The 20,584-nt window shown below is 59.4% G+C and carries 19 protein-coding genes and 1 pseudogene; 14 read left to right on the top strand and 6 right to left on the bottom strand.

Annotated features, from left to right (window positions below):
- Nucleotides 1–68: 68 nt before the first annotated feature.
- Both AACY08_RS07700 and AACY08_RS07705 read left to right on the top strand, forming a co-directional pair.
- On the top strand, nt 69–956 hold the full coding sequence (locus tag AACY08_RS07700; protein WP_339419497.1) for a nitrilase family protein: 888 nt from the start codon (nt 69–71) through the stop codon (nt 954–956).
- Nucleotides 957–970: 14 nt separating this feature from the next.
- Nucleotides 971–2,134 carry a hypothetical protein gene (locus AACY08_RS07705; protein ID WP_339468879.1) on the top strand — a complete coding sequence of 388 codons (1,164 nt, stop codon included), beginning with the start codon at nt 971–973 and terminating at the stop codon, nt 2,132–2,134.
- A gap of 48 nt (nt 2,135–2,182) precedes the next feature.
- On the opposite strand, the pseudogene AACY08_RS07710 reads toward AACY08_RS07705, so the two are convergent.
- Nucleotides 2,183–2,725, bottom strand: a pseudogene (locus AACY08_RS07710) (hypothetical protein).
- 196 nt (nt 2,726–2,921) lie between these two features.
- On the opposite strand from AACY08_RS07710, the gene AACY08_RS07715 reads away from it, so the two are divergent.
- Both AACY08_RS07715 and AACY08_RS07720 read left to right on the top strand, forming a co-directional pair.
- Entirely contained in the window at nt 2,922–4,415 is a 1,494-nt protein-coding gene (locus tag AACY08_RS07715) for a helix-turn-helix transcriptional regulator (protein ID WP_339468880.1), read from the top strand.
- A gap of 132 nt (nt 4,416–4,547) precedes the next feature.
- On the top strand, nt 4,548–4,820 hold the full coding sequence (locus tag AACY08_RS07720) for a DUF1652 domain-containing protein (protein WP_339468881.1): 273 nt from the start codon (nt 4,548–4,550) through the stop codon (nt 4,818–4,820).
- On the opposite strand, the gene AACY08_RS07725 is transcribed toward AACY08_RS07720, so the two are convergent.
- The 3 genes from AACY08_RS07725 to AACY08_RS07735 form a co-directional block, all read right to left on the bottom strand.
- Nucleotides 4,783–5,976: an MFS transporter gene (locus AACY08_RS07725; RefSeq protein ID WP_339468882.1), complete on the bottom strand. Its 1,194-nt coding sequence runs from the start codon at nt 5,974–5,976 to the stop codon at nt 4,783–4,785. The genes AACY08_RS07720 and AACY08_RS07725 overlap by 38 nt on opposite strands.
- A gap of 77 nt (nt 5,977–6,053) precedes the next feature.
- Nucleotides 6,054–6,362 carry an RcnB family protein gene (locus AACY08_RS07730; RefSeq protein WP_339420135.1) on the bottom strand — a complete coding sequence of 103 codons (309 nt, stop codon included), beginning with the start codon at nt 6,360–6,362 and terminating at the stop codon, nt 6,054–6,056.
- Nucleotides 6,363–6,417: 55 nt separating this feature from the next.
- A complete protein-coding gene (locus AACY08_RS07735; protein ID WP_339468884.1) occupies nt 6,418–6,873 on the bottom strand; it encodes a nuclear transport factor 2 family protein in 456 nt (151 codons plus the stop codon).
- On the opposite strand from AACY08_RS07735, the gene AACY08_RS07740 reads away from it, so the two are divergent.
- From AACY08_RS07740 to AACY08_RS07750, 3 genes are read left to right on the top strand one after another with little or no spacing between them, the layout of a single operon-like run.
- Entirely contained in the window at nt 6,862–7,419 is a 558-nt protein-coding gene (locus AACY08_RS07740) for a helix-turn-helix domain-containing protein (protein WP_339468885.1), read from the top strand. The two genes, AACY08_RS07735 and AACY08_RS07740, sit on opposite strands and share 12 nt — an antisense overlap.
- 11 nt (nt 7,420–7,430) lie before the next feature.
- The gene (locus tag AACY08_RS07745) at nt 7,431–8,777 is read left to right on the top strand and encodes a glutamine synthetase family protein (RefSeq protein WP_339468886.1); all 1,347 of its coding nucleotides are present in this window, start codon (nt 7,431–7,433) and stop codon (nt 8,775–8,777) included.
- Nucleotides 8,778–8,798: 21 nt separating this feature from the next.
- Nucleotides 8,799–9,896 (top strand): DNA alkylation repair protein, encoded by a 1,098-nt coding sequence (locus AACY08_RS07750; RefSeq protein WP_339468887.1) that lies wholly within the window; start codon nt 8,799–8,801, stop codon nt 9,894–9,896.
- Nucleotides 9,897–9,943: 47 nt separating this feature from the next.
- Here AACY08_RS07750 and AACY08_RS07755 read toward each other — a convergent pair whose 3' ends face one another.
- Nucleotides 9,944–10,834, bottom strand: a complete 891-nt coding sequence (locus AACY08_RS07755) for a LysR family transcriptional regulator (RefSeq protein WP_339468888.1) — start codon at nt 10,832–10,834, stop codon at nt 9,944–9,946.
- 130 nt (nt 10,835–10,964) lie between these two features.
- On the opposite strand from AACY08_RS07755, the gene AACY08_RS07760 reads away from it, so the two are divergent.
- The 6 genes from AACY08_RS07760 (at nt 10,965) to AACY08_RS07785 (ending at nt 18,717) form a co-directional block, all read left to right on the top strand.
- Entirely contained in the window at nt 10,965–12,611 is a 1,647-nt protein-coding gene (locus tag AACY08_RS07760; RefSeq protein WP_339468889.1) for a GMC family oxidoreductase, read from the top strand.
- A gap of 65 nt (nt 12,612–12,676) precedes the next feature.
- The gene (locus tag AACY08_RS07765; protein ID WP_339468890.1) at nt 12,677–14,302 is read left to right on the top strand and encodes an MFS transporter; all 1,626 of its coding nucleotides are present in this window, start codon (nt 12,677–12,679) and stop codon (nt 14,300–14,302) included.
- A gap of 165 nt (nt 14,303–14,467) precedes the next feature.
- Nucleotides 14,468–16,417, top strand: a complete 1,950-nt coding sequence (locus tag AACY08_RS07770) for a DNA topoisomerase III (RefSeq protein WP_339468891.1) — start codon at nt 14,468–14,470, stop codon at nt 16,415–16,417.
- A 130-nt stretch (nt 16,418–16,547) separates the two neighbouring features.
- Entirely contained in the window at nt 16,548–16,988 is a 441-nt protein-coding gene (locus AACY08_RS07775) for a CBS domain-containing protein (RefSeq protein ID WP_339420123.1), read from the top strand.
- Between the two features lie 8 nt (nt 16,989–16,996).
- Complete coding sequence (locus AACY08_RS07780; RefSeq protein ID WP_339468893.1) at nt 16,997–17,842, top strand: NAD-dependent protein deacetylase; 846 nt, start codon at nt 16,997–16,999, stop codon at nt 17,840–17,842.
- Nucleotides 17,843–18,387: 545 nt separating this feature from the next.
- Nucleotides 18,388–18,717: a hypothetical protein gene (locus AACY08_RS07785; RefSeq protein ID WP_339420121.1), complete on the top strand. Its 330-nt coding sequence runs from the start codon at nt 18,388–18,390 to the stop codon at nt 18,715–18,717.
- A 61-nt stretch (nt 18,718–18,778) separates the two neighbouring features.
- Here AACY08_RS07785 and AACY08_RS07790 read toward each other — a convergent pair whose 3' ends face one another.
- Entirely contained in the window at nt 18,779–19,684 is a 906-nt protein-coding gene (locus AACY08_RS07790; RefSeq protein WP_339468894.1) for a LysR family transcriptional regulator, read from the bottom strand.
- A 188-nt stretch (nt 19,685–19,872) separates the two neighbouring features.
- On the opposite strand from AACY08_RS07790, the gene AACY08_RS07795 reads away from it, so the two are divergent.
- Nucleotides 19,873–20,571: a CoA transferase subunit A gene (locus tag AACY08_RS07795; RefSeq protein ID WP_339420117.1), complete on the top strand. Its 699-nt coding sequence runs from the start codon at nt 19,873–19,875 to the stop codon at nt 20,569–20,571.
- Nucleotides 20,572–20,584 lie beyond the last annotated feature (13 nt).

Genomic DNA, 20,584 nt, shown 5'->3' on the forward strand with positions numbered 1-20,584 from the left:
AAACATATTGTCGCCTCTTATAAACATCCAACCATTTTCCGGTTGTATAACAATAAGAGGTCACCTCAATGAGCGAACCAGTAAGCCCTGCACGCGTAGCGGTCATTCAACTTGATCCACAGGTCGGCATGGCCAACCGCGCCAATAATCTGAGTCAGAGCCTCGCACTGGCGGCCGAAGCCGCGAACGGCGGAGCCAACCTGATCGTGCTGCCCGAGCTCACCAATTGCGGGTATTTCTTCAGCAGTCGCCAGGATGCTTTTGATCACGCAGAACGAGTGCCAGACGGTACCAGCGTGCAGGCGTGGATAGATTTTGCCTGCAGGCACCAGGTGTATCTGGTAGCAGGCCTATGTGAAATAGACGGTATGCAGCTATTCAATACGGCCGTGCTGTTAGGTCCCGAAGGCTACATCGGAAAATACCGCAAAGCGCATTTGTGGAACCTGGAAAAGCTATGGTTCACCCCCGGCGATACAGGCTTTCCGGTATTTGAAACGCCGATCGGCCGTATTGGCTTGCTGATTTGCTGGGACATCTGGTTCCCGGAGGTACCACGCATTCTCAGCCAACAAGGCGCAGATATTATTTGCAGCCTGAACAACTGGGTGTGGACACCACCGCCGCTATTCGATGACGCGGGAAAATGCATGGCGTCGTACCTGACGATGACCGCCGCCCACGTCAACAACGTGTTTATCGCTGCCGCCAGCCGCATTGGCGAGGAGCGAGACGCCCGTTACCTCGGATGCTCATTGATTGCCGGAACCAATGGCTGGCCGATTGGCGCTGTCGCTTCGGCCAATCGCCAGGAAATTTTGTTCGCCGACATTGATATCACCAGCGCCCGCAGTGCACCGATCTGGAACAGCCTCAACGATTTGCAACGTGATCGACGCAATGATCTCTACGATCAAATGCTCGGTTACGCCCAACACCCTGCCCTGCCGCGCTGATTGGAGGGTTGACTATGGGTAACCTCTTAGAAAAACCACGAACCCCCTGGCCCAACATTGACAAGACTGTTGTTGTCATTGCGCTGACCAGCGCTCTGATCATTGTGTGGTTAGCGTTCACCGGGCCCTGGCCTGGCTACACCGATATGGTGCAAAGCCTCCCACACCCTGTTGCCTGGCTGCGCTGGGTACTTGGCGATATCAGCGAGGTCGCTTTCTACAAACATGAACTGGCGTCGCTCGGCCTGCTGGGAGGTGCCTACCTGGCCTGGTGGGCCAGCCGAAGGGGTAAGGCCTGGCAAGGTTTCTCCATTTCCTATGGGACCGGATTATGGCCTTGGCTGATAACCAGCTCGTTGCTCGGCCTGCTACTCAGCAACCTGCTGTGGGGATGGGCTGTCACCGCTCAGACGTGGCAACCGACGTTCGCGGCGTTCGTCTCGTTGCCGGCGGCAATGGTGCTGATGTTTGGCGGCGGGTGGAAGGTCACCCTCACTGGCGCAGCACTGGGCGCTGTGCTCGTTACGCCGATGTGCCTGTTGATCGTCAACTTTGTCTGCGTGCCGCTGGGGTTGCCGACGGTGATTGGCAATGTGATGGGCATGGCCATCGGTAGCGTGATCGCGTTTATGCTATGCCGTCGGATGCCCTCTGTGGTGCGCTCGGACTTTACCCCACCGGCCAAACCGGAGCCTGCCGCTCTTCCCACTTATGGCGTGACTTGGAGCCTGCGCCGGGTGCTGGCAGATTTCTCCGAAGCGCCGTTTTTTGGAAACGAGCTAGCCAGTCTGGGTCTGTTGGCGGGAGTCCTCTTGGCGTACGCCCTGAATCCCGTGAGCCCGGCGTACGGCTCAGGCCTCATATTGCACCTGATCGGCGCGCAAGCACTGACGTCTGCGCTGGGTGTGGTCATCTGGCGACGTGAGTGGATCAAGCGAGGATGGTATCCCACCTATGTTCCCTTGGTGTCAGTAGTACCGGCTGCCGTGTTGACCCATGGAGGAAGTTGGATGGTGATGGGATCAAGTGCGCTGCTCGGTGCATTGATTGCTCCACCTTTAGCGTGCGCCATCGCGGGGAGGTTGCCGGCCCACTTCCACCCCTACATCGGTAACGTGCTCTCAATGGCGTTGAGTACGCTGATCATCGTACCAGTCGTGGGATGGTTAGTGGTTTAGCATAAGCGTGGTGAGAGGTCCCCCTCTCACCACCCTCATCACAACACGTCAGGCCAACGGTACGCGACGATTAATCAGCGCCATACGTCCCACAAAGAAGCTCAGCGCCGCCCCCCAACAGCAGCATCGCCAAGGTGCTCCAGGCCGCACGGGAAACCTGCTTGGCAGCCACTTCACGGGCTTTCTGTTCAGCCTGTTGCTTCAGCTCTTCGACCTTCTGCATGGCTTGCTGATAAGCCTGGCCGTAATTGTCGACGATCTGCGTGGCTTCTTTCTTACTCTTGCCGGTACGCGCCGCCACGAAGTTGACCAGCGCTTCTTTATCCGCCGCGTTCAGCGCAGGTTCACCGGACGCTATCACGCGTTCAAACCACTCCTTCACTTGGTCGCCCGCCTGCGCAGGATTGGTCGCTGCATCCGTCGCCGCGGCAATACCGCTGCTGGCAGCCAACAAGCCTTTACCCACCATGTTGCCGGCGGTGCCGAGCACACTAAGGACCAGGTAGGTTACCAGGGCAATTGCACTACCGGCCAACACCGCGCTTCAGGGCAAGCGAACAGCGACCGATTGGTTTCATAGACAGCGGTCATACAGAGGTCCTTCACACGTTATGGGAGCAAGGTGATGTGCCTTGTTGAGTGGGAGTGTGGCGAAACGACATCTGTTCAGTCGTGGCGCAAATGCACCAGATTGCCTGATGCATTCGCACTCCGTCCCCCTCACTTTCTCTGCACTATCCTGAAGCGTGCATGTCGGAGTTTTTATGCGCTTTTTTCCGGAGAAATCATGAGCCAGGACGTCCTCGCTAAAGAAACCAACCGCCGCCAACTGCAGCAGATCATTTCCGGGTTATCCGATGGGATCATTCTCGCCGAGGTCGACCAGACCATCCTGTGGGCCAACGAAGCCGCACTGACCATGCACGGCGTGGGCGACGTGATGGGGCTAGGCGCGGATGCGCGGGAGTATGCCGAGCGCTTCACGCTGCGCTATCGCAACAATCACCCACTGCTGCCGGAAAACTATCCCCTGGCCCGTGCTGCCGCTGGCGACGAATTCAGCGACGTCGTGGTGGAGGTGATTCCAAACGCCGATTCGGACAAAACCTGGGTACACCGCCTGCGCAGCCTGGTGATCGCCGACTCGCGTGGCGAACCGGAGCTGCTGGTACTGATCCTCAGCGACGCTACCGAATGGGCCAGTGCCGAGCAGCGCTTCGAGAAAACCTTCAACGCCAACCCGGCGCCTGCGGTGATCTGCCGTCTGAGCGACTTGCGCTATATCAAGGTCAACCAAGGCTTTCTGGAGATGACCGGTTACAACCGCGACCAAGTCATCGGCAAGTCCGTCTATGAGCTGGACGTACTGGAGCAGGCCGAGCGCAAGGGCCTGGCGATCCAGCGCTTGGGCGATGGCGCGACCATACCGCAGATGCAGGCCGAACTGAGATTGCCCGAAGGCGGCAGCAAACTGGTGATCGCCGCCGGCCAGCCGCTGGACATGAACGAAGAGGCCTGCATGCTGTTCTCCTTCACTGACCTGGAGCCTCGGCGCAAGGCCGAAACCGCGCTGCGCCAGAGTGAAGAACGGTTTGCCAAATCATTTCGCCTGACCCCGGTGCCGACGTTGGTCTGCAGCGCCGCCAACCGCCAAGTGGTGGATGTGAATGAGGCGTTCATGACGATCACGGGGTACACCAGCGAAGAATTGATCGGCAAGGCCATCGAAGACATTGGTTTTATCGACAGCGCAACGGCTGGCGCCCTGTTGTTCACCACCCTGGAAAAAGCCGGAAGCGTTGACGGCCAGGACTTGAAGGTGCGCAAGAAAGGCGATGAGGTTATCGACTGTGTCGTGTCCGCCGACACCGTGATCATTCAGGATGTGCCCTGCTACCTGCTGGTGCTGATGAACATCACCGAACGCAAGCGCTCGGAGCTGGAACTGGTGGCCGCCATCGAGGAAGTCATGCAAGACGCTTCATGGTTCAGCCAGACACTGATCGAGAAACTGGCGAACGCCAAAAGCGTCAACAGCCCCAACCTGCCGAATGTCGCGTTCACCGACCTCACGGCCCGTGAGCGGGATGTTTTGGGGTTGATCTGCGAAGGGCTGGCTGACAAGGAAATTGCCTCGCGCCTCAAACTGGCGCCCAACACGGTGCGTAACCATGTGGCCACGGTGTACTCCAAGCTGGGGGTGCATAGTCGTAGTGCAGCGATCGTTTGGGCCCGCGAACGCGGACTGTTTGCCCGCGAATTGCGGCTCAAGAACAAGTGAACGCGGTGCAAATGCACTAGTGCGTCTAGTGCGAATTCAACTTATGACGCGGGCAAGTAAACCCTAATCTTCAGGGCGTGGGCACAAGGCTTTGATCGTGTGCCACCGCATTTACACCCTGAAGGAACCCACATGTTTACCCTCTCTCAACTGCGCAATTGCATCGAAGAAGGTCTGTCGCCACTGACGTGCGAATTCACCCTGTGCCGGGACGCGTCGCTGACCCTCAAGGTCTACGACGCGGAGACCGGCCGGGTCGACCTGGTTGTCACCGGGATCAGCACGAACCGGCTGCAGACCCCGCAAGAAGTCGAAAAAATGGTGGAAGAGCTGCGTTACGAACTGCAATGCAACACCGTGGGCAAGCTCACGCTGGATGATTTGCCTTCAACGACGCACCCATGAAATAGAACACCCCGCCCGCAATGATAAACGCCCCCAGCATGTAGAACATGTAGTGGGCCGGCAAGCTGGCCAGCACCAGCCCACACAACACCGGCCCAAGGGCAGCCCCCAGGTTGGACAGGTTCTGCGCCCCGTAGTACATGCCGCGCAGGTGGTCCGGGGCGATGCGGTCGATGAACATGTACTCGGCCGGAAACACGATGATCTCCCCCACCGTGAACACCGCCATTGCCGTTACCCACCACAGCACGCTGGTGGACAGCGCAAAACCAATGATCCCCAGCATGAACATGCCCAGGCCTGCGATCAGCCACTGGCCCAAGTAGCGATGCGAGATGCGCCGCCCAATCACATACTGCAGGGCAATCACCAACACGGCGTTGGTGGTCAGCACGGCGCTGACCACGGTGTAGGTGTATTCGGCGGTGGTGGTGGTGACCAAATATTGCGACAGCCATGCAGTGAACTGACCGAATACCACGGCACTGAGCACGCCGCCAACGGTGAAGCAGACAAGGCGACGATCGCGCAACAGCACGCGGCCAACGGCAAGAAAGGGCACCGGCTTTTGCGTGGCATCAACGGTCGCCAGCGCGCGGTCACCCCAACGCCAATACAGCAGGAAAAACCCTACACCCAATAGCGCCGAAAGGATAAACGGCAAGCTGATGTCCAGCTTGGCAATCATCGCCCCGAAAAAAGGCCCTACGGCATAGCCGATATTGGTCAGGGTGTACTTGATGGAAAACACTTCGCTGCGTGCCTCTTCGGGCAACAAGCTGGCAAAACCGGCTTTGACCGCGATATCGATCACCGCGTAGGCCAGGTTGATCAGGATCAGGCAGCTGTAGAACGCCCAGATATTCTGCGCGAGCAGCGTGCCGATAAAGCCCAGTACAAACAGCACGCTCATGCCGAGCAGCAATCGGTAGCTGTTGATACGGTCGACCAGGAAGCCGCCATACATGCTGAGCAGCGAGCCGACAATCAGCGAACTGCCGATCACCAGACCGACCTGAGTGATATCGAGGGCAAAGTGGCTGGTGAGGTAAATCACCAAGTACGGAAACGTGATCGCCTTGGCCAACGTGAGCATCAACGTGGCGGACAGCAACAGGTTAACGGTGCGGGGGTAGTTTCTTATTGTGGCAAGCATCCTGCTTTCTTTCCTGGAAGGTAACGCGGCCTTTACGGCCGGCTACCTTAACTCAGGAACAGGGCAAGAAAGCAAGGTCATTTCTTGACGGGAGTGATCTCAAGGATGGTGCCGTTAGTGGTCTTGAGCAGGACGAATTTATCGCCCACCCGCGCCCACTGGCTGTCTTCTTCAGGCTGCTTGAGGCCGCGTTTTTTCCAGTCGCTGACGGCTGATTCCTTGCGCATCAACATATCCGGTGCGCGGTCGCCCTCTTTCAAGTCACGGGCGTTGATATTCGAAGGTTGCACGGTTTCCTGGGGGGTATCACCGGCGTGCACGACAAAGCTGGCGGTGGACAGGCTGGCGGCAACCAGCAGGCAGGCGATTAGGGACTTGGACTTCATGGGTGCTCCTTCAATTAATGGCGCTTACCCAGGTTCGGACCGCTGGCGGGTCTGATCATTCAATCAAGCCTTGGCACGGAGTGAGCGACCCAACTGCCACAGGTGTGCCTTGATGGAACACCATCCGCCACTGCCCCTCTTCAGCTCGCCATACCGAGCTGCGCAGCGAAGCCCCACCTGAGTCCCGATGAGAGCGATAGGTCACCAGAGCCACACCTTCAGTCAGCCTTTTCACCGTGAAATCAGTTATACAGCGCGCAGAAAACACCTCATCCTGCAGTCCGGAAATCACCTCTGCCTTGCTGCCCCACACATTTCCACTGGCACCAAACTCAACAAAATCATCCGCCAATAGCTCCGCCAACCGCGTCGCATTCGAACGGGTAGCCGTTTGCTGCAGCCCCTGTTCAAGCTCAAATAAGTGCGCGTCTAAATCCATTCCATTGCCTCCGTGAAATAAATCATGTAATTTTTCATGAAATTTATCGAAATAAATTTCATGACCCCACAAGAAGAACTCGCCACCCTGGCCGCACTGATCCACGATCTGCGCAAGCACAAGAAGCTTACCCTCGCCCAGCTCGCGCAGAAAATCGAGCGATCCGTGGGTTTCCTGTCCCAGGTCGAACGCGGCCTATCGCGCCCGACCGTGGCGGACCTCACCGCTATCAGCCACGCCCTTGATGTACCGACCACCTACTTCTACAGCCAGGCCAAACCCAAGGCGGTGGACTGGATCACCCGGCCCAACGAACGGCGCACGGTGTATTACGCCAATGGCATCACCGACATCCTCGTCTCGCCCAGCATGAACGGCGCCTTTTCGATGCTCGACAGTCTATTGGCTCCCGGAGCCAACAGCGGTGAACAAACCATGAGCGACCGCGCCGAGCAGGCCGGCTTTGTACTGGAGGGCGAATTGACGCTGTGGGTCGACGGTGAGACCGATCCGGTCACCCTCGGCCCCGGCGACAGCTTCCACCTGGCCAGCTTCGCCCATTGCCGCTACGCCAATCTGACCGACCTGCCCGCCCGCGTGTTGTGGGTTTACAACTAGGAGCTGCACCCGTGAAAAGCCATGCCACCCCGTTACTGGCCGAAGTACGGACCTTTCGCCAGAACCATCCCGACGTGCGTTACGTAGACTTGATCGCCTTGGACATTCCAGGGCACTTCTACGGCAAGCGTTACCCCATCGAGATGCTGGAAAAAGTCGCCGCCGGCAGCCCGCTGAAGCTGCCGCAGAACGCCGTGCTGCTGGGGGTTCAGGGGGGGCTGTTCAAGATTGGTGACTATTGCTTCAACGACGGCGACCCGGATGCCAACCGCCGTCTGGTGCCGGGCACGCTCAAGCCGGTGAGCTGGGAGTCGCAGCCGCTGGGCCAGATGCTGATTACCTCAGACGGTACCGAAGCACCCATCGAATTCGAACCTCGCGAAGTGCTGGCCAAGGTGCTGGAACGCCTGCAACGCAAGGGCATTCACCCGGTGGTGGCGTTCGAGTTGGAGTTCTACCTGTTCGACAAGAAACTCGACAATGGCCTGCCGCAATGCGCCCGCGACCCACTGAGTGACGACCCCGACGACCAACCCAACCTGCATATCGAACGGCTATCGCGTTTCAGCGAAGTGCTCGACGACATGGCGCAAACCGCCAAGGACCAGGGCATCGACATCACGGTGATCACTGCCGAAATCGGCCCCGGCCAGTTCGAAATCAACTTCGGTCACCAGGGCGACGGTATGCGCGCCGCCGACTGGGCCGCCCTGTTCTGTCGCAGCACCCGCGGCGTAGCGCTCAAGCACGGTTACCGTGCGAGCTTCATGGCCAAACCCTATCTGCAATTCCCCGGGAGCGGCATGCATGTGCATGTCAGCCTGTATGACGGCGCGGGCAATAACCTGCTGGCGGCGCACCAGCAGCAGCCATTGCGCCATGCCGTGGCCGGCTGCCTGGAATTGTTGCCGCACTGCATGCCGATCTTTTCGCCCAACCACAACGCCTTTCGCCGCCTGGGCGGCACGGTCAACGCGGCAACGCGCGCCAGTTGGGGCTTTGAAGACCGTGATGCGTGCGTGCGCATCCCCGAGTCCGACCCGCGCAACCTGCGCATAGAGCATCGCCTGGCGAGTGCGGATGCCAACCCGTACCTGGTGCTGGCGGCGATCCTGGTGGGCTTGGAGCACGGTCTTGAAGCCAAGCGCGAACCCATCGCCCCACTGAACGAAGATCGCACCAGCGGTACCGACTTCCCCCTGGAAATGCTCGACGCCGTGCGCGCCATGCAACATCAACCGGTACTGCGCGATAAGCTGGGCGCCGAATTTGTCGACGTCTACTGCGAGAACAAACGCCAGGACCACTTGGCTTTCCAGCAAGAGATCCCTGCGCGGGAATACCGCTGGTTTCTCTAAACATCCCCTATGGAATCACCGATGACTGACCAAAGCGCCCCGGCCCTCAAGGAAATTTTCAACGTCGAACGCTTGCACCACATCGCCACGCAAATGACGGCGGTGTACCCGGCGTTCGACGCCAAGGGCTTCCTCCAGCACGCCAAGTCCGGGCTGACGGAGTTGTCGGTGATGCAGCGCATGGCGCGGGTCAGCGAGAGCCTGCATGCAGTGATCCCGCTGGATTATGCGCACACCCTCAAGCTGCTTTACGCCCTCGCCCCGCGCCTGAACAGCGCGTTCGTCAGCCTGTTCCTGCCGCACTTCGTGGCGAATTACGGGCGGGATGACTTCAAGCGCTCCATGGCTGCACTCAAATACTTCACCACCTTTGGCTTCGCCGAATTCGCCATCCGCCACTTCCTGCTGGATGACTTCCAGCGCACGTTGGCGGTGATGCAGACATGGTCGCTGGATGACAACGAACACGTGCGCCGCCTCGCCAGCGAAGGCTCGCGGCCGCGTCTGCCGTGGTCGTTCCGCCTGGCCGAAGTCCAGGCGAACCCTGAACTGTGCGCGTCGATCCTCGACAACCTCAAGGCCGACGGCAGCCTTTATGTGCGCAAGTCCGTGGCCAACCACCTCAACGACATCACCAAGGACCACCCGGAGTGGGTGCTCAGCCTGATCGAGGGCTGGAACCTGGACAACCCGCACACCGCCTGGATCGCCCGCCACGCCTTGCGCAGCCTGATCAAGCAAGGCAACACCCGGGCGCTGACGATCATGGGCGCCGGGGCCAGGGCCGAGGTGAATATCCATGACCTCAAGGTGACGCCGGCGGTGATCAACCTGGGGGAACGGATCGAGCTGTCCTTCAGCCTGGAATCAACCGCCGCCGCCCCACAGAAACTGGTGGTGGATTACGCAATCGACTATGTGAAAAGTGCCGGGCACAGCGCGGCAAAGGTGTTCAAACTCAAGACGCTTACCCTCGGCGCTGGGGAACACCTCAGCATCCGGCGCGAGCAGCATATTCGCGAGCTGACCACGCGCAGGCATTACCCCGGCAGGCATAGCGTGCACGTGTTGGTGAATGGAGAGCGGTTGGGCAGCGCAGAGTTCGAGTTGCGCGCCTGACACGATTGAGTGAATCTGCAAAGTGCCCACAGTTTTGATCCGTTCAGTCAGATCTCGCCGAGGAGCAAGCTTTGCTCCCGCGCGCACAACTCCACCACGTAATCCCACAACACCCGCAACCGCACTGACTTGTGCAACTCCCGCCGCGAACTGATCCAGTAGCTGCGCTGAATTCCCTCCCCCGGCAGCAAAGCCACCAGATCCGGATCAGCCGAGGCCATGAAACACGGCAACACCGCAATGCCCAACCCTGAGCGTGCCGCCTGGTGCTGGGCTATCACGCTGGTGCTGTGGAACACCACTTTGGGGTTGCGGCAGAAGCTGCTGAGGAACTTCAGTTCCTGGCTGAACAGCAGGTCGTCGACGTAATCGATCCACGAATGCACCGCGAGGTCTTCGCGCTTTTCGATCGGCGGGTTACGGTCCAGGTAGGCGCGGCTGGCGTAGAGGGCCAGGCGGTAGTCGGTGAGTTTGCGGGTGACCAATTGATCGACGCTGGGCCGTTCAAGGTGGATGCTGATTTCCGCCTCGCGGTTGAGGATGCTGACAAAGCGCGGCACCGCCACCAGCTCCACTTCCAGCCCGGGGTAGCGTTCGAAAAGCCCGCCCATGCGGCTGGCCAGGAACATCACGCCCAGCCCTTCGGCGACGCCCAGGCGGATCTTGCCCAAAGGCGCGGCGGAGTGGGTCAGTTCGTCTTCAGCCAGCAGCGCGACGTTTTCCATGGCTTCGGCGTGTTTGAGCAAGGCTTCGCCGGCAGGGGTCAGTTCGTAGCCTTGGGCATGCTGAACGAACAGCGCAGTACCGAGGCTTTTCTCGATCGCCTCGATGTGCCGTGCCACGGTGGCATGGGTGGTTTTCAGACGTTGCGCGGCGGTGAGTAGGCGGCCGCTGCGCTGCAACTCAAGAAAGTACCGCAGGTCATTCCAATCGAACATGGCGCCTCCATTGCGTGACACGGGGTCGTACTGTTTAAAAACGCACAGCAGCTGGGTAAAAACTAACATTTTTAAGACGAAAACTAACAACTAGGATGGAGCCAATAAGAAAAACAAGCGAGACCTTCAGATGCCCATTGCAACTGCTGAATACGATTACATCGTCGTAGGCGCCGGCCCCGCGGGCTGCCTGCTCGCCAATCGTCTGTCAGCCAACCCCGCTCACCGCGTGCTACTGCTTGAAGCCGGCGGCCGCGACAACTACCCCTGGATCCATATCCCCGTCGGTTACCTGTTCTGCATCGGCAACCCGCGCACCGACTGGTGCTTCAAGACCGAAGCCCAGGAAGGCCTGCAAGGCCGTGCACTGAGCTATCCACGCGGTAAGGTGCTGGGCGGCTGCTCATCGATCAACGGCATGATCTACATGCGCGGCCAGGCCCAGGATTACGACGGCTGGGCGGCAGAAGGCAACGCCGGCTGGGCCTGGAAAGACGTGCTGCCGTTGTTCAAACAGAGCGAAAATCATTTTGCCGGTGGCTCCGAATTCCATAGCAATGGGGGTGAGTGGCGAGTCGAACAACAGCGCCTGCACTGGCCGATCCTCGACGCCTTTCGTGACGCGGCGGCGCAAAGTGGCATCGCGCCGATCAGCGACTTCAATCAGGGCGACAACGAAGGCTGCGGCTATTTCCAGGTCAACCAGAAAGCCGGTGTGCGCTGGAACGCGGCCAAGGCATTTCTCAAGCCGATCCGTCAGCGCCCCAATCTCATCGTGCTGACCGAAGTGGAAGTAGACCGCGTGCTGCTGGAAAACGGCCGAGCCTCACAGGTGGTTGGTCGTCAGCAGGGCCAGCAGGTGAGCTGGAAGGCGCGCAAAGAGATTGTGCTGTGCGCCGGCTCCGTCGGCTCGCCGGGGATTTTGCAGCGCTCGGGGATCGGGCCTTCCAGCGTGCTCAAGCCGCTGGGCATCGACGTGCTGCATGAACTGCCGGGCGTGGGCGGTAACCTGCAGGATCACCTGCAATTGCGGCTGATCTACAAGCTGGAAAACGCCCGCACCCTCAACCAGATCGCTGGCACCGTATGGGGCAAGATGGGCATGGGCCTGCGCTACCTGTACGACCGCAGCGGCCCGCTGTCGATGGCACCCAGCCAGCTCGGCGCGTTTGCCCGCTCGGGCCCGGAACAAACCTCGGCCAATCTTCAATACCATGTGCAACCGCTGTCGCTTGAGCGCTTTGGCGAGCCGCTGCACGCGTTCCCGGCGTTTACCGCGTCGGTCTGCGACCTGCGCCCGCAAAGTCGCGGACGTATCGACATTCGCTCGGCCAACCCGGCGGACGCACCGCTGATCCGCCCCAACTACCTCAGCCATCCGCAAGATTTGCGCGTGGCCGCCGATGCCATCCGCCTGACGCGCCGCATCGTCGCAGCCCCGGCCCTGAGCCCATTCAAGCCGGTGGAATACCTACCGGGCGATTCACTGCAAACCGAGGACGAACTGCACGAGGCCGCCGCGCGCATCGGCACGACCATCTTCCACCCGGTCGGCACCTGCCGCATGGGCAGCGATAAAGACGCGGTGGTCGATGCCCAGCTGCGCGTGCATGGTGTGCCTGGATTGCGCATCGCCGATGCGTCGATCATGCCGCGCATTACGTCCGGCAACACCTGTTCACCTACGCTGATGATCGCGGAGAAGGCCGCGCAGCTGATCCTTTCGCCGAATACAAGGAGTCTCGCCCCGGAGAAAGAACTGGTTCATGCAATCTGAATAGCGGCGCTGAAACTGGCGCCGACAGTGGAACAACAATAAATAATCACTGTGAGGGCTACCCGATGTCAGAACATGCTCAACCCCTGGGCTCGGCGGTCACCACCGCCAGTACCCGCAACGACTCAAAGAAAGTCATCTTCGCCTCGTCCCTCGGGACGGTGTTCGAGTGGTATGACTTTTTCCTCTACGGCGCCCTGGCGGCGGTGATCAGCAAGCAGTTTTTTGCCGGGGTCAACGACACCACGGCGTTCATCTTTGCCTTGATGGCCTTTGCCGCCGGCTTTGTGGTGCGGCCGTTCGGTGCGTTGGTGTTTGGCCGCTTGGGCGACATGATCGGGCGTAAATACACCTTTCTGGTCACCATCATTTTGATGGGCCTGGCGACCTTCTGCGTCGGGCTGCTGCCGACTTACGCCAGCATTGGCATTGCGGCACCGATCATTCTGATCCTGCTGCGCATGCTGCAAGGCTTGGCACTGGGCGGCGAATACGGCGGCGCGGCGACTTATGTGGCCGAGCATGCACCAGCCGGCAAACGCGGGCTCCACACCAGTTGGATTCAATCCACCGCAACCATCGGCTTGCTGCTGTCGCTGCTGGTGGTACTGGCCTGCCGTTACTTCACCGGTGACCAGTTCGAAGTGTGGGGCTGGCGGATTCCGTTCCTGTTTTCCATTGTGCTGCTGGGTATTTCCACGTGGATCCGCATGAGCCTGCATGAGTCGCCAGCGTTCCTGAAAATGAAAGAGGAAGGCAAGACCAGCAAGTCGCCGATCCGCGAGTCGTTCGGCAAATGGGAAAACCTCAAGGTGGTGCTGATCGCGCTGTTCAGCATCAACGGCGGGCAAGCAGTGACCTTCTACGCGTCCCAGTTCTACGTGCTGTTCTTCCTCACGCAGTTCCTGAAGATGGACCCTGCCCTGGCCAATATGCTGTTGATCATCAGCGTGGTGATTGGCGCGCCGTTCTTTATCTTCTTTGGCTGGCTGTCAGACAAGGTGGGGCGCAAGCCGGTGCTGATGCTCGGCCTGCTGCTGGCAACCGCGCTGTACTTCCCGATCTTCAAGAGCCTGGCGCACTACACCAACCCGGCAATGGACCAGGCCAGCCGCCAGGCCCCAATCACCGTACTGGCCGACCCGGCCACCTGTACTTTCCAGTTCGACCCGGTGGGCAAGGCGAAATTTGACAGCCCGTGCGACAAGGTCAAGACCTTCCTCGTCAAGCAAGGCCTGCCCTACAGCAGCGCTGCCGCACCGGCGGGCAGCCCGGTGCAGGTGAGTGTGGGCGACGTGCGTATCGATGGGTTTGACGAAAAAGCCCTGCGTGGCGCCGTGACCCTGGCCGGTTATCCGTCTTCGGCGGATATGGCCCAGGTCAATAAGGTGATGGTAGTGGTGCTGATCGTGGCGCTGATCCTGATCGCCGCCATGTGCTACGGCCCACTGGCAGCGCTGATGGTGGAACTGTTTCCGACGCGTATCCGCTACACCTCGATGTCGCTGCCCTACCACATTGGTAACGGCTGGTTTGGCGGGTTCCTGCCGACCGTATCGTTTGCCTTGGTGGTGTACACCGGCGATATCTTCTATGGCTTGTGGTACCCGGTGGTGGTGACCGGGGTGAGCCTGATTGTGGGGTTGATTTGCCTCAAAGAAACGCGGCACGTGGACATTGATAACAACTGAATAAGCTTCAAGGGGCAAGCGACAAGCAGCAAGTAAAAGGCAATGGGCTCTTTCTTGCAGCTTGTCGCTTGAAACTTTCAGCTGTACATCCATACAGATAATGGTTGCCCCAACGCCGCTTACTAAGCATCCTGCACTGCATCAACCCGATCCGATGTGATGACCATGCGGCTGTACCTCTGTGAAAAACCCTCCCAGGCCAAGGATATCGCGGCCGTGCTCGGCGCCAACCGGCGCGGCGATGGGTGCTGGCTGGGCAATGGGGTCACCGTCACTTGGTGCATCGGCCACCTGCTGGAAACCGCCCCGCCGGATGCCTACGACGCCAAGTACAAGCGCTGGGTGCTGGCCGACCTGCCGATCGTCCCGGAAAAATGGAAGATGCGCGTCAAGCCCAAGACCGCCAGCCAATTCAAGGCGGTCAAGCGTTTGCTGGGAGAAGCGCAGGCGTTGGTAATTGCCACCGACGCCGACCGTGAAGGCGAGATGATTGCGCGCGAACTGGTGGAGCATTGTCGCTATCGCGGGCCGATCCAGCGGCTGTGGCTGTCGGCGCTGGACGATGCCTCCATTCGCAAGGCCCTGGCGTCCCTCAAGCCAGGCACCGAGACTTTCAGCCTGTATCATTCGGCCCTGGGCCGCTCACGCGCCGACTGGCTGATCGGCATGAACATGAGCCGCCTGTTTACATTGCTTGGGCGCCAGTCGGGTTATCAAGGCGTGCTGCCAGTAGGCCGCGTGCAAACACCGACCTTGCGCCTGGTCGTGGACCGCGACCGCAGCATTGCCGACTTCGTACCGGTGGCTTACTGGGCCATCGATGTCGACCTGCACCATGAGCGCATGACCTTCACCGCCCAATGGCGTGCGGCCGAGGACACCTGTGATGACCAGGGCCGCTGCCTCAACCCGCAAGTGGCGCGGGACGCCGCTGATGCCATGCGCAATGCCCCCAGCGCACGGCTGGTGAAGTTGCGTACCGAGCGCATGCGCGAAGTGGCACCCCTGCCCTTCGACCTGGGCACCCTGCAGGAAATCTGCTCCAAGAAACTCGGGCTCGGCGCGCAGGAAACCCTGGATATCGCTCAGTCGTTGTATGAAACGCACAAAGTCATCACCTATCCGCGCAGCGATTGCGGCTACCTGCCGGTAAGTCAGCACAGTGAAGCACCGAAGATCCTTGCCGCACTGGGGCGCGCCGATGCAGCGGTGAACGAGTTGATGCCGCATATCGATGCCCAGCGGCGCTCGCGGGCATGGAACGACGCCAAGGTGAGCGCCCACCACGGCATCATTCCTACCGGCGCCGGCAAGGACGTGGGTCAACTCTCGGGCAAGCATCGTGCGGTCTACACCTTGATTCGCGCGCGTTACCTGGCGCAGTTTCTGCCCAACCATGAATACGATCGTACCCAGGCGGATTTTGACTGTGCCGGCCAAGCGTTGCGCGCAGTGGGCAAAGTGGTGATCGAGCCCGGCTGGAAACGCGCCTTGCCCGAAGCCCTGGCGCCAGCCAAGGGACGTGAGGCGCCGGTCCCCCAAGCGCTGCCGACATTGGTGCAGGGCCAGGATTACGCGGTGGCCAAGGTCAACCTCAAGGACTTGTGGACCCAACCGCCCAAGCCCTTTACCGAAGGCGACCTGATCAAGGCAATGAAAAACGTCGCCAAGCTGGTGGAAGACCCGCTGCTCAAGCAAAAGCTCAAGGACACTACCGGTATTGGCACCGAAGCCACCCGCGCCGGGATTATCCAGGGCCTGCTGGACCGTGGTTACCTGGTGAAGAATGGCAAGGCGCTGTCGGCTACCCCGGCGGCATTCAGCCTGATCGACGCGGTGCCCCGCGCCATCGCCGACCCAGGCACTACCGCGATCTGGGAGCAGGCCCTGGATATGGTGCAAAGCGGCGAAATGAGCCTGGAGGAGTTCGTCGCCAAACAGGCAGCCTGGATGAGCAAGCAAGTCGCGCGCTGCAATGGCATGCGCATGACCATCACTGGCCCGGCCAGCCCGGCAGGCAAAGGCGCCGCGCCGTGGAAAAAGAAACGCAAAAGCGCGCCACGCAAAACCGTAGCCAGCCCCAAGCGGGCAAGAAAGCCTACAAATGCCGGGTAAACACCGAAAAAATCCGGCGAATGACGTTTTTCGAAGGGTTTAACGCCGCTTTGGACCTTGCCCTCGCGCGGGCCGTCTAGGATTCTTAAAGAGACTTGGACTTCCTAACAACAACACCGGAGTGGCCGCCATGAAAACCGTTGCACAAGTGCTCAAAGCCAAGGACCAGAAAAACCAGGACGTCCATACCATCAAACATGACCATACCGTGTTTGAAGCACTGGTGCGGATGTCGGAGAAAAACGTCGGGGCCTTGCCGGTCGTCCAGGATGGCGTGGTGGTAGGGATCATCAGTGAACGCGATTACGCACGCAAAATCATGCTTAAGGGACTATCGTCGGTCACCACAAAAGTCCATGAGGTGATGAGCTCTCCGGTGATAACCGTCGACACCCACAAGAGCGTCGATGAATGCATGAACATCATGACCGACAGTCACCTGCGCCACTTGCCTGTAGTGGAAGAAGGCAAACTGCTGGGCCTGCTGTCCATCGGTGACTTGGTGAAAGAAGCCATTGCCGAACAGGCTGACCTGATCAAACAGCTGGAGCAATACATCCGCGGCGAATAGGGGAACCCATGCTCGACACGCTGGAACATCAAGAGGATCACCTCGACACCCTGCAGCGAGCCATGGCCGAACGGCGCTTTGTGGTGCTGACCGGTGCGGGGATCAGCACGTCGTCGGGCATTCCCGACTACCGCGACAGCGAAGGCGTGCGCCGAGGTAAAGCGCCAATGATGTATCAAGAGTTCCTCGCCACCCCGCAGGCGCGGCGCCGTTATTGGGCGCGGGCGATGCTCGGGTGGCCGAGGGTACGCATTGCGCAACCGAACAAGGCCCACCTGGCGCTGGCGACACTGCAGCATCGGGAGCGCGTCAGCGGGCTGATCACCCAAAACGTCGATACCCTGCATGATCAAGCCGGAAGCGATGAAGTGATCGAACTGCACGGCAGCCTGCACCGGGTAGTGTGCCTGGATTGCCTGCAGCACAGCAGGCGTGATGTGATCCAGCACGTGATGGAAATCGAAAATCCCTACCTGGCCGGCGTCGATGCCGTGCAAGCGCCCGATGGCGACACCTTGCTGGACCCGGCCTTCGAAGAGCGCTTCCAGGTCCCCCGCTGCCCCCATTGCAACGGCGAACGCTTGAAGCCGGACGTGGTGTTTTTTGGCGAAAACGTAGCCCCGCCGACAGCGGCCAAGGCAATGGCTGCGGTGGAACATGCGCAAGGTTTGCTGGTAGTGGGTTCGTCGCTCATGGCCTATTCGGCGTTTCGTCTGTGCAAAGCGATGGTCGAGCAAGGCAAACCGGTGATCGCCATCAACCTGGGCAAGACTCGGGGGGATGAGCTGCTGCAGGTGAAGATCGAAGCGTCCTGCGAGCTGCTGTTGCCGTTATTGGCTGAACGATTGCAATAGCAAAAACACTGCAATTCAAAAATGTGGGGCGGGCGTGCTCGCTCCCCCATGGGTGATGCGGTGAATTAGCGACGGAAAGCCTACGACCCACCCTTCCAAAAAATGACGCCCAAGTCACGTTTCTCCGCATTACCCCGCCCCCACAACAAATTATGTAGTGACCAAAAATAATCACTACATAATCGTTGACGTAACGTTTTTGTCCTTGCATTATCGAGACGTCTCCCGGATCGGGAGCGTTGGCAACAAGCGTTTTGAAAGAGCTCGTCTGACCGCCGAGCTGTTTTTTCCGGATGTGCACTGCCCACAAGGCGGATTGATGAAGCTGACCGGCCCGAGAGGATCGGTACAAGGAGCGCAAGTGCTGCTTGTCTTCGTTGAGAAAGCATTGCGTAGCAGTTCATCAGCAAGACTACATGCATCAGGTTCAAGACCCTGCCCGTATTCGGCAGACAGTCGCTGACGCCCGGTTTTCAAAACCGGAGACAACTAAGCAGTTTTAACGAATCAATTGATAGATCGCCAACTGGTCAAGGGGCTTACACATGAATCTGAACAACCAACCCACTATCGATGAATTGGCTGAGATGTTCGCAGCGCAAAAAGACACGCTCGACGACCATATCCTGTGGATTGGCAAATCGGGCGAAGTCCAAATTGACTGCCTGGCGCCCCATACCGAAGAAGCCGAGTTCGACCGCAATAACCGTGAACTGGCGGCACGCCTGAAGATGTACCGCCGTGGCCAGGGTTATGTTGGCAAGAAGGCTGCTGCCGATCGCAACTTTATCGAACAGGTCTTCCACACACTTAATACCGAATGGCAGAACCTCAACGGCCAATCGCAGATTAAAGTGATTGATAGATACTGCTGATTACACAGCCTTAAACATTTAAGCCCGCTCGTTAATTCGAGCGGGCTTTTTAATACGTGTTTTATAACAACGCGGGTAATCGTCCCTTCCCCGCCTCATCGCAAAAAATATCAAACAGCACCTGCGCTGCCGCCGAAAGTTCATGCCCTGGCTTGGTCAGCACCCCAATCGGCCGTTCAATCACCGGATTGCTCAAGGTGATGCAATGGGCACCCGCCTCGACCATCTGCCGCGCGCACAATGCAGGTACGGCACTGACACCCAAACCATTCGCCACCATCTTGCCCACTGTCGCCAGTTGATGACTCTCCAGTGCTACAGGCAACTTCATCTGCAGGGCGCCCAGGTGTTCTTCCAGCATCACCCGCACCGTCGAAGGCCGTTGCAGCGTAATGAACGGCTGCTCCAGCAGGATTTTCCAATCGATTTCTGTGCATTGCGCCAAGACTGAGTCACCCGGCACAACCGCAATAAACCGGTCCAGGTACAGCGGGGTAAACGCCAGCGATGATCCTGCGGAGGGCTCGAATGCCACGCCCAGCTCCACCTGGCGATCGCGGACCATCTCCAGCACCTGCTCATTGATCAAGTCATGCACGGTCACATTTACCTGAGGGTAACGCGCGCGGAATATTTTCAGGATCGGCGGCAGCAAATTGCCGGCAAACGACGGCATCGCCGCCACCGTGACGCGCCCCCGCTGCAAGGTGAAGCGCTGGCGCAGTTCGTCTTCGGCGTTGTCCCAGTCGGCAATCAGTCGGCGCGCCAGGGGCAACAGGGATTCGCCTTCAGGGGTCAACGCAACGTTACGCGTATTGCGACTGAACAGGCGCCCGCCCAACCCTTCTTCCAGCCCCTTGATGGTCAGGCTCAGCGCCGATTGGGAAAGATGCAGGCGCTCGCAGGCGGCGGCAAAACTCAGGCTCTGGGCCACGGCGAGAAAAGCCCTCATCTGTTTAACGGTCATGGGTAAGCTCCAAGTGCCTGGTTGAAAGCTGCAAGTTAAAGCGGCCGCTGACTAGGCTGAAGCTTGCGGCTTGAAGCCAATTATTCTGTTTTCTAAATCAATCAACCTAAAAAAACAACTTAACAAATCAATCCGTCAGAGCAACACTCGGTTCATTGGCTGGCCCACAAACAATAATAGAGGTGCATATGGCAGGTTTCGATAAACGCGTGGCGTCCTACGAGGAAGCATTGGCAGGCCTTGAAGACGGCATGACCGTCCTCTCCGGCGGTTTTGGCCTGTGCGGCATTCCGGAAAACCTCATCGCCGAGATCAAGCGCAAAGGCACCCGCAACCTGACCGTGGTTTCGAACAACTGCGGCGTCGACGGTTTTGGCCTGGGCGTGCTGCTGGAAGAAAAGCAGATCAGCAAAGTGATCGCGTCCTACGTCGGTGAAAACGCCCTGTTCGAGAAGCAATTGCTCAGCGGCGAAATAGAAGTGGTGCTGACCCCCCAAGGCACCCTGGCCGAGAAAATGCGCGCAGGCGGCGCCGGCATCCCAGCCTTCTTTACCGCCACCGGCGTCGGCACCCCGGTTGCCGAGGGCAAGGAAACCCGCGAATTCAACGGTCGCCCGTACCTGATGGAAGAATCCATCACCGGTGACTTCGCCATCGTCAAAGGCTGGAAAGCCGACCATTTCGGCAACGTCATCTACCGCCACACCGCCCAGAACTTCAACCCGCTGGCAGCCACCGCCGGCAAGATCACCGTGGTCGAAGTCGAGGAAATCGTCGAACCGGGCGAGCTGGACCCGGCGCAGATCCACACCCCTGGCATCTACGTCGACCGGATCATCTGCGGCACGTTCGAGAAGCGCATCGAACAGCGCACCGTGCGCAAATAATCCGCCTCCAGCC

It is taken from the genome of Pseudomonas sp. EL_65y_Pfl1_R83, from assembly GCF_963970695.1.
In the GTDB taxonomy this organism is placed as follows: Bacteria; Pseudomonadota; Gammaproteobacteria; order Pseudomonadales; family Pseudomonadaceae; genus Aquipseudomonas; species Aquipseudomonas tritici.